The sequence below is a fragment of the Samsonia erythrinae genome, from assembly GCF_004342665.1.
Taxonomy (GTDB): domain Bacteria; phylum Pseudomonadota; class Gammaproteobacteria; order Enterobacterales; family Enterobacteriaceae; genus Samsonia; species Samsonia erythrinae.
Map to the genome: position 1 here is coordinate 255,262 of NZ_SMBY01000004.1, position 15,162 is coordinate 270,423.

General features: G+C 42.8%; 9 protein-coding genes and 1 pseudogene. 9 read left to right on the forward strand and 1 reads right to left on the reverse strand.

The window, feature by feature from the left end; all coding sequences use genetic code 11:
• Nucleotides 1–13: 13 nt before the first annotated feature.
• The 8 genes from EDC54_RS09670 to EDC54_RS09705 are packed head-to-tail and all read left to right on the forward strand — an operon-like array spanning nucleotide 14 to nucleotide 13,855.
• Nucleotides 14–1,453, forward strand: coding sequence for a DUF6002 family protein (locus EDC54_RS09670; RefSeq protein ID WP_132455598.1), 1,440 nt, complete (start codon nucleotides 14–16; stop codon nucleotides 1,451–1,453).
• Nucleotides 1,450–2,289, forward strand: a complete 840-nt coding sequence (locus EDC54_RS09675) for a 3-hydroxyacyl-CoA dehydrogenase family protein (RefSeq protein ID WP_132455600.1) — start codon at nucleotides 1,450–1,452, stop codon at nucleotides 2,287–2,289. The genes EDC54_RS09670 and EDC54_RS09675 overlap by 4 nt, the downstream gene beginning before the upstream one ends.
• Nucleotides 2,282–2,542, forward strand: coding sequence for a hypothetical protein (locus EDC54_RS09680; RefSeq protein ID WP_132455602.1), 261 nt, complete (start codon nucleotides 2,282–2,284; stop codon nucleotides 2,540–2,542). Before EDC54_RS09675 ends, EDC54_RS09680 begins: the two co-directional genes overlap by 8 nt.
• Complete coding sequence (locus EDC54_RS09685) at nucleotides 2,542–3,681, forward strand: acyl-CoA dehydrogenase family protein (protein WP_132455604.1); 1,140 nt, start codon at nucleotides 2,542–2,544, stop codon at nucleotides 3,679–3,681. Before EDC54_RS09680 ends, EDC54_RS09685 begins: the two co-directional genes overlap by 1 nt.
• On the forward strand, nucleotides 3,678–4,754 hold the full coding sequence (locus EDC54_RS09690; RefSeq protein ID WP_132455606.1) for an HAD-IIIC family phosphatase: 1,077 nt from the start codon (nucleotides 3,678–3,680) through the stop codon (nucleotides 4,752–4,754). Before EDC54_RS09685 ends, EDC54_RS09690 begins: the two co-directional genes overlap by 4 nt.
• Nucleotides 4,747–7,332 (forward strand): AMP-binding protein, encoded by a 2,586-nt coding sequence (locus tag EDC54_RS09695; protein ID WP_165904293.1) that lies wholly within the window; start codon nucleotides 4,747–4,749, stop codon nucleotides 7,330–7,332. The genes EDC54_RS09690 and EDC54_RS09695 overlap by 8 nt, the downstream gene beginning before the upstream one ends.
• Nucleotides 7,329–12,530 carry a type I polyketide synthase gene (locus tag EDC54_RS09700; protein WP_132455610.1) on the forward strand — a complete coding sequence of 1,734 codons (5,202 nt, stop codon included), beginning with the start codon at nucleotides 7,329–7,331 and terminating at the stop codon, nucleotides 12,528–12,530. Before EDC54_RS09695 ends, EDC54_RS09700 begins: the two co-directional genes overlap by 4 nt.
• A gap of 44 nt (nucleotides 12,531–12,574) precedes the next feature.
• Nucleotides 12,575–13,855 carry an ATP-grasp domain-containing protein gene (locus tag EDC54_RS09705; RefSeq protein ID WP_132455612.1) on the forward strand — a complete coding sequence of 427 codons (1,281 nt, stop codon included), beginning with the start codon at nucleotides 12,575–12,577 and terminating at the stop codon, nucleotides 13,853–13,855.
• A gap of 293 nt (nucleotides 13,856–14,148) precedes the next feature.
• Here the strand turns inward: EDC54_RS09705 and EDC54_RS09710 are convergent, their stop codons facing one another.
• A complete protein-coding gene (locus tag EDC54_RS09710) occupies nucleotides 14,149–14,505 on the reverse strand; it encodes a hypothetical protein (RefSeq protein ID WP_132455614.1) in 357 nt (118 codons plus the stop codon).
• Nucleotides 14,506–14,634: 129 nt separating this feature from the next.
• Between EDC54_RS09710 and EDC54_RS09715 the strand changes: the two are divergent.
• Nucleotides 14,635–15,162: pseudogene (locus EDC54_RS09715) on the forward strand (transposase); the annotation flags it as partial.

The following is a 15,162-nucleotide window of genomic DNA, read 5'->3' on the forward strand; positions in this document are numbered from 1 at the left end:
GGAAAACGTTAACATGATGAGAAATAACGCCGATGATCATAACGAAGGTCGAAAGAAAAATCCTATAATAACTTGGTATGATCAACTGAATGAAATTATTGACCACGTCGTTGATTGTCGTGACCCTATTGTTAATAACGTTCACTTTGAGCCTGGATTCAATCTCCCAGAGCTCGATGAAAATGTCCGTGAATTCTTTGATTGTGCATATGCAAGTTGGGCTACACTAGGCGAGTTTTCAGGAAAAAAAATTCATTTGATGAATTTAATGGACAACTCGATATGTGGAACAACAAAAATATTCCCGTCATTATTAATTGTTGCTCGTGCAGTTCACTATATCAGAAAAACAGGCGAATCGATTATGATCGTCTGTCCATCCTCTGGAAATAAAGCAATAGCGCTCCGCGCCGCAGTGGAAAGAGCGATTCGTTGCCAACTCGTTAGACCAGACCAACTATCTATTTCAATTATTATCCCTGAAAATGCAAAACATAAAGTTCGTTCTGGTGATCTTTCAATCAATTCTCATTTGGCGCGTTTGAACCCTGTGATGCTGTATCGCGGAGACAAAACAGATAATGTAAAGGTTCTGGCAAAAAAGTTTATTGAAGAGCACAGTGAGTTATACTGTAAAGCTCGGAATATACGGTTATGGTATTCGCTTGATATTCGTAACTATAAGATAGCTGATGCGTTGCGCGCTTTTTATGAACTTGAAGCATGTCCACCAATAAAAGAAAAGCGCCGGATTCATGCTCACGCTGTTTCTAGTGCTTATGGGTTATTGGGGTATAATCTTGGCTGCACTGTACTTGAGAATAGTGGATTAAAAAATCCACAGTACAAGCCGGGATTTTTGTTGGTTCAACATTTAGCTACTTCCGATATGGTTCTTAATCTGCTTAAAGGGGACTTTGATCGCAAAGGGTTGCCTGAATGGAGGCTTAACTCACATACAGGTTATTTAGAGCAAAATAGTGACCCTCACTTTCCGCTTAAAGTATTGGATTTGACGGAAATCCTAGAGCCCACTTTTTATACAAAGGCCCCACCGACATCAAATGAGATGAACACGATCATAAGGAAAAATGGCGGGACAGGCATTGTGGTTTCTTTAGCAGAATGCTTGGAAAAATATTCTCTATTGCGAAATACGGTTTCCCCATTCGGGATTATGCTTCCCGGAGACCCTCGAAAATTAATGGAATGGTCGATGTGCATGGCTTTTACTGGCGTCATGAATGCTATTGAGCGTCAGCTTATAAATGAGTTTGATGAGGTTGTCATACATGCATCAGGTTCCTACTTTTCCGAACAATATGAAATGCTTGAAGAAAATAAATTTATTAACATCAGTAATGACGCTGATTTTCATCATGCGATGTGGGAACTGTCAGATTTAGAATCAGTGCAGCATAAATCAATTACCCTAAAGGCAAATTCACTATGAATATAGGAATTATTGGTGCTGGTATCATGGGGCGTGGCATAGCCGAAACCTGCGCCGTATATGGACTGAATGTTGTTCTTATAGACACTTCAGATTCAATTTTACAAACAAGCAGAAATAGTATTATCGAAAGCCTGCATATGAGAACTTTGTTTGGCTTGCCTGTTGTTGACGTTGAATCGGTGATTGGCAGGATTAGTCTTAATGTGGGACTTGAACATCTTGCAGATACAGATTTTATTATTGAAAATATCACAGAAGACCGCCAAGAAAAAAAGCTTGTATATAATAAAATAAGTAAAACATGTAGGGAGGATGTCGTTTTTGCTGCAAATACGTCAGCTATACCAATCACGGAAATTGGCTCTTGGACAAACCGACCTCAGCAGACCTTGGGTATTCATTTTATGAATCCTGTTCCAGTTAAATCCAGCGTTGAACTTATTAAGGGATATCACACTTCTACCACGAGTCTTGATGATGCACGTAACTTCCTATTCTCAATAGGAAAGAAAGTCATTGATGTTATCGATGCACCAGGTTTTGTTTCTAATCGCGTTTTAATGCTTGCCGTCAATGAAGCTATTTTTTTAGTGCAGGAAGGCGTAGCTTCAGCCAGTGATGCAGATCGTGTGTTTGTTGAATGTTTTGGTCATCCGATGGGATTACTTGAAACAGCAGATTTAATAGGGCTTGATACTATATTATTGAGCATTCAAGCTCTCTATGAAAGTTTTAATGATAGTAAGTACAGACCATGCCAACTGTTAAAGAAGATGGTGGCGGCAGGCTTATTAGGTAAAAAAAGTGGCCAAGGATTTTATAATTATGAGTGACGAAATGAATACTATCAAACAGAGTGTGGTTGATTTCATAAAGAGCAAAAGAAATTTGCAGCAGCTTGACTACGACGTACATTTAATAAAAAGCAAAATTATAAACTCCATGTTTCTCGTTCAATTGGTCAAGTTTTCTGAAAAAGAATCTGGTCAAGCTCTTGCTCCAGAGGACTTGAATTTTGATAATTTTTGCACTGTAAATAATATAGCGGCTTTAATACACAAGAATAAATATCGACGGGTGCAATAATGACATGGACTGATAATGATCGAAATCGGTTTCTGCATTGGCGTTCTGTTTGTCGCAGTCAACTATCTGAGGCAGGTGAATTGCATGATAAATCGGGCTATGTAAGTGAACACGCTTTATCGCTTATTTCTCAGGAACGGATGCTTTGCCCATTTATACCCGAGTCGTTTGGTGGTTTGGGGATGTCGATGCACGTTATTGCAGCACTACATGAAGAAATGGGGCGTTCTTGTGCCTCGCTGCGTTCACTATTGACTGTGCATAGCATGGTGGCATTTAGCATAAATCGATCGGGCACTTTTCAACAAAAGCAACGTTTTTTGCCTTATCTCGTGAGTGGTCAATTGCTTGCTGCATTTGCTCTTAGTGAGGAAAGAGCAGGAAGCGATCCTAGCGCAATGATCACTACGGCCTCCCGAAGTGATGAAGGCTGGGTGTTAAATGGTCATAAAAAATGGATTTCACTTGCAACTATTGCCAATCTTTTTTTGGTTTTTGCGCGCACCACAGATGAGCGAATATCAGCTTTCCTAGTGCCTGCCGACCTTCAAGGGGTTAACGTTGAGCCTATCTCAGGAATAAGGTCAATGCGAGCATCAATGCTCGGACATATCCATTTCGATAATTGCCAACTCAACCATGATGCTTTGTTGGGAATAGAAGGGTTCGGATTCCCTTTTATTGCAACCGATGCACTCACCTTAGGACGGCTTTCCGTCGCATCCGGTGCACTAGGTATGTTGCAGGATTGCCTGGAACACCTCACTGTTTATGCTAGTAAACGTCAGCAAGGAGGACAGGTCATTGTCGAACATCAGTTAGTAAAGGAAAAACTCGCCTCGATAATCGTTGACCTAACTGCGGGGCGGGCATTGACTAAAAAAACAGCTATCCAGATGGATGCGGATCAAGTGAATGCCGCAGTCACCGCATGTATTACTAAGCAGTTTTGTTCTCAAGCTTGTTCTCGAGGAACCAGTGATGCTGTACAGCTGTTTGGCGCAAAAGGAATTGCAGAAGATTCACCCGTTTTTCGTCATTATCAGGACGCAAGAGTAAATGAAATAATTGAGGGCTCTACTCAAATTCTATCACTTCTCATTGCTGAGCAGGCCAGCCTAGAGGAACCTTATCCATGAATCCTGACTCGTTATCACGTCAACAGCTGACAACACAGATGAAACGTCATAAACCCGTTAAAATAGTCGCTTGGGATCTTGATAATACGCTATGGGATGGCACCCTATCTGAAAAAGATACAGTGAGTCTGCGCGAGGGAATCCCAGGAATTCTTAACGAATTAGATAGGCGCGGCATTCTTTCGACCGTGGTAAGTAAAAACGATCATCAGGCAGCCCTAACAAAACTGATTGAATTTGGTATCGCTGATTTCTTTGTGATACCACAAATCAATTGGAATGCCAAATCCCATTCGTTAAGCACAATCGCTGAAAGGCTTAACCTTTCACTTGATACTTTCCTTTTCATTGATGACCAACCGTTTGAAAGAGAAGAAGTCGAATTTGCATTTCCTGAGGTGAGAACGCTAGATGGGGCTGATGTTTCTCAGATGCTGGACCGATGCGACCTAAATCCAGAAACAATTTCAGCCGAAGCTAGGCAACGCCGACGGATGTACCAAGATGAAGCAGTTCGCCAATCTTTCGAATCTGAATTCTCAGGTACTCCTGAGGCATTTCTCAAAAGCCTGAACCTCAAACTGAGCATTCGACACGCTACGGTAAAAGATCTTCAGCGTGCCGATGAACTAACCAACCGAACAAGCCAGCTCAATACGACAGGTTATACCTACAGTCTTGATGAGCTGGAATCATTTATATCATCACCCGCTCATCAGCTCCTTGTTGCTAGTCTTGAGGATAAATTTGGCAGCTACGGTATCGTCGGACTTTCACTGATTCATCAGGAAGATAAAAAAAGGACTATTTTACTTTTTCTAATGTCCTGCCGTGTTATGTCACGCGGCATTGGAGAACCATTCTTACAGCGGTTAATCAATGCTTCGTTACAAGCTGGGGATACTTTATGGGCTGAATTAGTGAGAACGGAGCGCAATCTGCCAATGCAAATTACTTATGCATTCGCCGGTTTTGTTCCCGTTGAACAGAATGGGAATCATCAGCTTCTTCAATGGAAGGGCGAGATAACGTCTGATGAGCCAGCACATCTCATGGTGTATTGCGATGACTAATGTAACCGTTTGGTTGTGCAATGCCGTTGATGATGCACCGGACTACAGCATGCTCTCACAGGATGAATTGGATGTAGCCAAGGAGATCGTGTGCATACAAACACGACAGATTTACCTTCATGCCAAACGCCGTCTGCGGCAAATTCTTGCCGAACAAACAGGCATAGCAGCTAACGCTATCAGATTTGATTATTCTCCTTATGGAAAACCGCTACTAAGGCTACCTGCCGGTTTTCATAAAGCAGTTTACTTCAACGTGTCGCATACAAAACGGACTATAGCGATCGCTGTATGCCCCTCTCATCCAATCGGAATTGATGTAGAAGAGTTGTCGAATAGTAGTTCGCTTCACTCAAGCAGCGATATATTTTGCAGTGCGGCTGAAAAAAAATTAATTTTTGCATGCCCCGACTCCCAACGCGATCATCTCTGTCTCGTGTTATGGACCCGTAAAGAAGCATTTCTCAAAGCTACAGGTGTTGGCCTCAGCCGCTCACCCCACACTGTTGATGTAACAATGCCCCGTAACGAGAATATCTTACTTTACAGCTACCGCCATGTTGACACAGTGATCAGCCTAGGCTGCGCGCATTCTGAAGCCTCAGTTAGTTTTATCACAGTTCAGCAAAAGGGCTCACCTATTATGACGAAAAGCATACTTGAACATTCTGAGAACGTCTCGTCTGTCAGAGATGAGTTGAGTCAGCATTACAGCAAAGATGAGTTCTCTATAACCAGAAATCAGACTGTCCACATAGTGAACACACTGGCTGAGCAAATAAGGAACACGGCACATAGAACGCCTGAACGCACTGCCATTATTTCGAATGACCATAACTATACCTTCCATACCTTATTAATACAGGCAGAAAAAGTGGCGAGACATCTTATCGCCCAGGGAATTAGAAAAGGGGAAAGAGTCGCCGTTCTGTGCGATCACGGCATTGATATGGTAACGGGAATGCTTGGATGCATGCTCGCAAACATTATCTATGTACCGCTTGATCCTGACTATCCCGAGTCTCGTCTTCGCATGATGCTTCAGGCCGCGTTTGTTAGTGGCTGCCTTCATGATGATGCTCACCTAAATCTAGCTATAAAACTTAATGACATCGATTGTACGCTCATCAATTTGCACACAGAAGAATTTGCGGCTTCTAAGGCCCCCCTCCCCTCAATTTCTCTGGATGACCCGGTGTATCTTCTTTTTACCTCCGGTTCAACTGGAACACCTAAATGGGCACTCCAGACGCACCGTAATGTCATGGTACAAGTGACAAATCATATTCATGCTTTATCACTGAGCCCTAACGACCGATTATCCCTAATATCTTCCTTTTGCTTTGACGCGTCTGTAACCGATTTGTATGCAGGTCTCTGTATAGGTGCATCGGTTATCACAATGAATGCCAAGAAAATGGGTTTTGATGACATTACTCACTCGCTGGTTCAGCATCAAGTTACCGTCTGGCATTCTACCCCGACAGCCTTTCGAAAGCTTATCACAAGCCTAAAAACGCACCGTTCAGTCCCTCCTTTACGTGTTCTTTTACTTGGGGGAGAAGCAGTATTTGCTCACGATGTTACGGCTGCGGTTGAGTATATCTCTGCCGACTGTATCTTCATCAATGGCTATGGCACGACTGAAGCCAGTTTTATGTGCCAAAACATTTTCAGGGCTGGGGACTATAGCGGGGGAGTGACAGTACCAGTTGGTTTCCCTATTCCTGGTTTTACGTTCCACATTCGGACGTCGGACACAGACGAAGGCAAAGAAGGTGAGCTTCGAGTAACCAGCCCTTTTCTCGCCACTTGGGGACATATCTCTGAAAAAATTCCTACCCATATTGCCGAACCACTTACTGAAAAATCTTACGCTACTGGTGACATCGTTACCTATTCAAATACAGATGGGTTGTGTCATTCAGGCCGGAAAGATCACCAAGTTAAACTTAGAGGATATCGGATTGATTTAACGGAAATAGAAGGTAATCTTGCCACATTTGAAGGGATAGTGACGGCAACTGTAGGTATATGGCAGCGTTCCAATGCAGATGAGCCGTTATTGTCTGCTTGGATTGTTAATAAAAAAGGGTATCGTTTAAACAAACTTGAAATTAGACGACATATCGCGCAGATACTTCCCGATTATATGGTGCCTGTACTTATTACCTTCATTGATGCAATGCCGTTAACCCCCTCAGGAAAGGTTGATAGGAAAAAACTGCCTTCTCCTCATGAGGGTCTTGAGACACTTACTCTCAGCCGGGAAATGACAGTTGCTGAACAAAGGATAGCATTCCTCATAAAAAATCGGTTGGGTGTGCTAAATACAGATCCTGATTTTAGTTTCTTTGAATTGGGGCTGACATCTTTAATGCTTGCAGAACTTTATCAGCATCTAGTCGAAACCCAAAACATTACATTTCCTTTATATAAGCTCTTTGAGTATCCATCTATTTCGAAATTAGCATGTTTCATAGAAGGTTGCTCTGTCATTACAACAACACCAAGTAGTATTACATCTATTAATGCAAGGTTGGAAAAAAGACAACTGGCGAGGAAAAAATTAATATGAATGATTATCACGATGCAGTCGCCGTTATAGGTTATGCACTACAGGCACCCGCTTCGGACGATATTGAACAATTCTGGAGTAATCTGACTTCTAGAAAAAATCTTATCAGTAGATTTTCGAGAGAAGAGCTTATATCTGCGGGTTACAAACTGGAGACGATCGAAGATCCTACATTTGTTCCTACTTTTGGTGTTCTCAACAATTCAGATTGCTTCGATAATCAGTTTTTCGGATATACGGCAAGAGATGCGCAACTGATGGATCCACAGCAACGTATTTTCCTTGAAAGCACATGGAATGCGATCGAAAATGCTGGTTACGACCCATTAAATTGTGATAATGAAAATGTTGGAATTTTTGCTGGATGTTCATTAAATAAATACTTTCTGCTAAATCTTATGAGCAACCCCGAAGTCATGGCTGATTTTTCACCTGAGACTGGACAAGGAATCCCAGATTTTATTGCTTCTGATTATATCTCTCTGAGGACGGCTTACAACCTGGGTCTCAGTGGGCCTGCTTTAACAGTCCAGACCGCATGTTCTTCAGGACTTACTGCTATCGCAATGGCGTGCCAGCACTTAACTGAGTATCGGTGCAATTTGGCAGTGGCTGGAGCGTCTTCAGTTAGTGGTAAAGGGCCCAGAGGTTATACCGCGCAGCATGAAGGGATGTTGTCCCCCAAAGGCATATGTAGGCCATTCGACCAATATGCAGATGGCTCAGTGTTTGGTGATGGAGTGGGGACTGTCGTTCTCAAACGCTACGACGAGGCTGTTAGGGACGGTGATCCCATTAAGGCGGTCATTCGTGGATGGGCAGTGAGAAATGATGGTAATAACAAAGCCGGTTTTTCTGCCCCTAGCGTTCATGGACAATGTTCAACGATCTATGAGGCAATAGTCAGTGCAGGGATTGATGTTGAAACTATTGGATATGTAGAAGCCCATGGCAGTGGAACGTATGTTGGTGATCCGATTGAAGTTGAAGGACTTCAACTAGCATTCAGACAAGCAGGTGACAAACGTCAGCAAGGTTGTGTTTTAGGCTCAGTTAAAGGGAATACTGGCCATCTCGATGCAGCTGCGGGCATTGTTGGTTTTATCAAGACAGTATTATGCGTAGAGCGAGGGCTAATACCGGGTACGTTACATTTTAAACAAGCAAATAATAGCCTAAATTTAGACAATAGTCCATTTTATGTATCTGCGGATAATGTCGAGTTTCCCGTCTGGGGAGGGGCCCCTCGTCGTGCTGGAATAAGTTCAATCGGCATGGGAGGGACCAATGCACATGTTGTGATCGAACAGTATGTTCCTTCCATACTTAAGGATAAAAGCTCCTCCACTGATGAACCCGTAGCATTGGTTTTCAGTAGTAAAACTATGGATGGACTTAAGCGTCAAATTGCCGAATTTAGCCTATTTTCAGCCAAGTCGCCTTCGATAAGGCTACAGGATGCAGCCTATACCCTACATAGTGGACGTCACCCCTATGAATACCGGACAACATTAGTGGGAAAAACATGGCCTGAATGCTCCTCTGCAGCTGAAGCACTACCGAAGTCCAGAAACTGGGCTATCCGGGCAATGCCACACGAACACTGTTGTTACATGTTTTCCGGCATGGGGCAGCAATATGACGGCATGGGGGCCGACTTGTATCATAGCAATTCTATTTTTAGATCTAGTTTTGATGAAAGCCTGCGTTATGCTAGGGACATCTTAAATCTCTCACTTGACTGGGTAATAACTTCCCCACTTGTTAATAATACGAAAAAAGATGATGCATTCTTCCAGATGCTCGGTCAGCCCCGCGAGTCGTCAAGTTATACTACGACACAACTCCATACCGGTCTGGCGGCCTTCGAAGTTGCTGTCTTTGAGATGCTTAAAGCAAACGGAATAAGACCAGATATGCTGGCGGGACATTCTTTAGGCGAATATGCAGCCATATGCTGTGCCGGAATGATTACGTTGCATCAGATGCTGGATATGGTGAATGAGCGCGCAAAATTTATCGATAAAGCGCCTCCTGGTGCGATGCTTAGTGCGCCGCTTACTGAAAAAGTCGCACAGACTTACACTTCGGAACGTATTAGTATTGCCGCAGTTAACGGGCGAGAACTCATTACATTTTCAGGTTCGCCAGAAGATATTGACGCACTGGAGTATCAGCTTAGTCAAAATGATATAGCGTCACGACGACTAGATGCAGATAAAGCTTTTCATTCCCACTTACTGAGTGCCGGGGAAGGTATGTCTGTTGATATGCTTAAGCATATCATATTTACAGATCCAAAGATTCCAGTGATATCGGCTCTGGATGGATCAACATTAACGGCAAAAAAAGTCTCTGATGTAAGCTATTGGCAAAAGCATATGACCCAAACTGTAAGATGGCATGACGTAGTCAACTCTGTCGCGAATAACGCATCCGTTCTTTTTATTGAAATTGGTCCCGGAGCCGGATTGTGCAGTCTTATTGAAGAGGAATATACCGATCATCCTGTACATGCTGTTCCACTTATACCGGCAAATTATGATCGTCAACACGGTTTGACATATTTTCGGGGTGCATTAGGGAAACTATGGTGTCATGGTCTGGAAGTCGCATTTCCATCGCTGACTGGGTCCTCGAAAGGGAGGCGTACTTCAATCCCCACAACCTCTTTTGAGAGAAAACCTCACTGGGTTGAAAAGAAAACTTCTGTCAGCTTGACTGTTTTGAATAAATCCCCCGCTATACCAGCTGATATACTTTTAGAAAGAGTCGTATCTCCCATTACTTCCAGCGCCCCGCTTTCTTCAGTTAGTACTGCAGTACAAAGCTTTGATGGAAGACTGGCTGAACAAATTCTGGATATCTGGCGTAAGTTTTTTGGGAGTGATGTACTTACGGCGCATGATGACTTTCTAGCCGCAGGTGGTCATTCTTTATTGGCATTGCAAATTTCAAACGCGTTATGGCGCAAGCTTAATCTCAAAATCTCCGTGAGAACTATTCTTGAATTAAGGACTGTCAACAACATCATTCTCTGGCTTGAAGAAAACAGTGATATGCAAAACAACAGTTGTCAGCAGTCTCTCCTCCAAGAAATTGAGACACTCGATACCACGGCAAAGATTCAAGCACTTGAACGCTGGCTCATCGATTTAATCGAGCCCCTCCTTAGCCTCCCACGCGGAACGCTTACCGAAGAAAGTCGACTATCACGCGAGCAACTTAAGAGCATTACCGCAGATCTAATTGATTCTTTTCGTAAAGCTTTTTCGGCGCCACTCTATCCGAATGAGATTGATCAGGATATGAGCATATATGAACTGGCACTACTTGCGAAGTCGTTTACTGAGTCCATGACACCGCTGGTAATAAGTGAAACAGAAAAGGTTCACTCAACACAAACACCAGAAAAAATTCCTGGTGTCTGTATGCTACTATCGAGCGTTCGTTCAGGCTCCACGCTTTTAAGGGTCATGCTAGAAGGGCACACACATCTTTTCTCTCCTCCAGAATTACATCTTCTTGCCTATGAGGATATGGAGCAACGCACTAAATTTGAAAATTCGCCAGACCGCGATCAAGGTATTGAAATTGCGTTGACAGAACTTGCCGCAGGCAATCGTGGGTTAGCCAGTGCCAAAGTTCAACAAATGAATAGTGAAAACTGGAAAACAGAAAAGGTGTATCGTTATTTAGCAGACCAAGCGAAACCCTCTTTGTTAGTAGATAAGTCTCCTGGCAATGCCAATCATTACGAGAGTCTTCTCAAAGCAGAAATGATTTTTGATAATCCAAAATATATTTTTCTTGTAAGGCATCCTTATTCTGTTATCGAATCTGTAATGCGTAATCGTTTTAACAAACTTATGGGGGCTGATGGGATATCGCCTCAGCAATTTGGGGATTTCCTTTGGTATCGTAGCAATTCAAATATCACCCAATTCCTCTCTACAATTAGTTCCGAGCGGTATCTCTTCATTCGATATGAAGATATTCTGGAAAATACTGAACGAGAAACAAAACGTATCTGTGCATTTCTTGATATTCCTTATCAAGATGCGTTATTACATCCTTATAGTGGTCGGCGTATGCGAGATGGTTTGGGTGATCCTAATCTCCAAACACATGACACTATAAGAATCGACTATAAAGAAGGCTGGAAAAACATTCAATTACCTGCTCGATTATCACGAGCGACCGCCGGATTAGCTCAGCAGTTGGGGTATGATTTAACTCTCGCCGATGCAGTGTCATTACCTTTTTTGCATAGTGGGACTAAAAGAGAACGTTCAGGCAATCACAACGAATCCTTATTTCTGCAGTGTGAGATTGTTCCGCTGAAGCAGGGGGCAACTCAAGAAAAAGAAAATATCTATTTGATACATGCGCTTGATGGAACGGTCGACTTTTACCGATTACTGGCAGACAAATTACCTAATGACTATAATGTTTATGGTATCGCATTAAAAACCTCCTTAGAGGATGAGAGGGAATGGGATATTGACCACCTATCATCTCTTTATGCTGAGTGCATAGTATCTCACAGTAAAAATAATTCGTTCCGAATAGCAGGTTGGTCGTTTGGTGGAATGCTTGCTGCAATTACAGGTGAAAAATTAATGCAATCATGTTCCTTTAATGGACCAGTTATCGTCCTTGATACTCCTGCACCCTTTAATCGAATGTCACATGAAAATAATTTCCTTTTTGCGCTCTGTGAATTTGCAAAAACATTGTTCACTCAGGCGGGCACCACTATGCCTAAATCACTGGACATTAAAAAATTAGCTGATATGGGAAGGGAGGAGGCTGTTCAATTAGTTATGGTGACATTATTACGAATGAATATTGTTCCTGAAAGCATGCTCAAAAATGATTTTATGATGCGTCTCAGTGTATATGAAAAAAACCTCAACGCAGCCAGTAACTACAACCGACAGACAATAGATATTCCTGTAGGTCTTATCCGTGCCAATAATAACCAAATGAAAGAAGAAAGGTTCATGCATCCTAACTTTGAACATGAAGATGGTGTATATGGTTGGTCACTGCTCACTCAGCAGACAGTAGACATATTTCCTGTAAGCGCTGACCATTACACCATGCTGCGTCACCAATCTATTGAAGAGACTGCCCATGCATTTACGCATGCGCTATCGCACTGGGAATGCTCTAAATTACAAAATAACGACTAGAAATTTTAGTAACGACCTCAATGCTTTAACTGGAAGGAAACATTATGGCGCATATAATATTTATCGATTCAAATGAAAGTGGTATTGCTGCCATTGCATGTGCAAAAGCGATGGGTCACCAAGTGACCTTCGTGAAAAGTCGTGATTATGCGTTCTTTCAGGATACACCTGAAACTCGCGCGGTTTTGAATGATGTAGATTTTATTATTGAGGTACCTGTCACGTCAGATCAAGAGCTCGTCTACACAGCACTAGCACCGCATGTTGAATTATATCCTGCAGATGTTGGCATCTCCCAATGCGATGGGGCAATTGAAACTTCTGCCGTGGTTTTTGAACGATTGGGCATTCCGTCTACACCATCAACAGGGGTCAAACTTGCCCGGCATAAAGATTTGAGCCGTCAAGCCTTGGCCGATGCGGGCTTGGCTAATGCACAGTTTAGGCTAGTCAACTCCATTGAAGACGCACTAAAAGCAGCAGACGAAATTGGCTATCCTGTAGTTGTAAAGCCACCTAGCGGGCTTGATAGTATTCAAGTATCTGTGGCTAATGACCCGATTATGCTCGCACAAGCTGCACAATCTGTATTAGATGCCGGAAAATCAAAGCCTAGACAACTTCGTGAAATATTTGAACGTGGAGTCTTGGTAGAAGAAGTACTTCGCGGAAAAATTGTTTCGGTAGAAATTGGCTTGAGAAACCAACGGGCCTTTCGCTTTATGTGCTCAGGACGCTTCAATACAGACATTGATGAATGTATCCCTATGGGGGTGACAATGCCGGAAAAACTTGCAGATGATGAGAGGGAGCGTTGCTTTGAGTATGCGGAAAATGTCTGCCGTGCGTTGGGATTGACTCTCGGTGTATTCCATATCGAATTGATGATTACTCCACATAGAGGTCCAATACTAATTGAAGCAAATGCACGATTAATGGGAGGTGTAATGCCTTCGGTTTATAAAAAAATCACAGGTGAAAAAATTGAAGCTTGGATGATTAATATTTTTCTAGGAGTCAATCTAGATAAACCACTTCCGATACCAAATAGCGTCGCTATGGTGCGTCGTGTGATTGCCAGAAAAGAGAGTAATATACAGGAAAACTTCAACATTTCTGACATTGATAATATCGTGCAAGACAGCATTCATAATGTTGTAAACTACAATATGTATGCAGACGTTCGAGTTAAAGAACATGAACTATTAGGTCGATTTATCACAGTTGCTGATTCACATGAAAAAGCCTTCGAACTTGCAGAATTGAATTTGAATATTATTGAGCATAAATTAGGTATCGAGTTAGTCCATACCGCGATACCATAATCAATATAAAAACAGGTCATTAAGGGTGTGGGGCCCCCTCCCCCCCCCCCCCTATTTTTAAAGGTGGTAGTGACCTGCACCTAATCTTAGATACATCGTTCAGTTGGTAATATCGCTTTGATTAACTTCTAAGGTTCAGTTAAGCGGGGTAATTAGAAAACTCACAGCCAGAAGCGCCCATCGCTAACTAGTTCTTAAAAAACACTATCAATGGCATATTTTTCTTACGGTATTCACGAAATAAGGTTATTGAAAAATATGGTCTACCCGTAGGCAGACCATAATTTTTATTTTTAGACTTTTAAGCAGTAACGACGTTTGAGACGTTGCCCACCACAGCTGATCTGCCTTGTGGACTTCCCGCCTGTATCCACAAATAAACGGTCCTGCCTGGTCAACAAGGCTGTGATCTGCTTTAAATCACCATTAATATTTGCCTTAAAGAAATCTGCTTTAACAGCAAGGACATTAATACCACTGATAGTGGTTGCGATGACATTAACTTCATTAAGTGTTTCGATGTTCCAGGTATCAGCGGAAAGCGGATAAGCATTTTCCTTCAGCGCCTTCTTCAACACCTGATTGAATACCTCTTTTTTTTGGAGTGTTTTATCACAAGCCTGCATGTAGCAGTATGATATACCCTCCATGACCTCCCTTAGTGTAAAAGGAAGTATCTTGCATTTAACGGCAATAGCACTGTAAGTATCCCGCATAATCGTGCCATACACATTTAGAGATCATCCGGCATAATCAATCTGCCAACGAAGGAGATCGCTATGCGTAAAGCCCGTTTTACTGAGCATCAGATCATCGCTGTGATTAAGTCGGTTGAAGCCGGACGAACCGTTAAAGATGTCTGCCGGGACGCCGGTATCTCTGAGGCCACCTACTATAACTGGAAGTCCAGATATGGTGGCATGGAAGCCTCTGATATTAAAAAGATCAAGGATCTTGAGGACGAGAACAGGCGTCTTAAACAGATGTTTGCCGATCTTAGCCTTGAGAACCGGGCGCTGAAAGACGTTATCGAAAAAAAGCTTTAAAACCAGCCTTTAAGCGTGAGCTGGTCACTCATCTGATAACGACGTTCGGACTCAGTATCCGTCAGGCCTGCCGGAGTCTCAATCTGAGCAGAACGGTTTACCATTACCGCCCGGATACCACGCGTGATGAGCCCGTTATTACCGCATTGCAGGCGGTGGCTGAACGATACCCACGATACGGTTTTCCGAAGCTTTACCAGGTTCTGCGACGGCAGGGATACCCGTGGAATCACAAAAGGCTCCACCGTATTTATTGTCTGC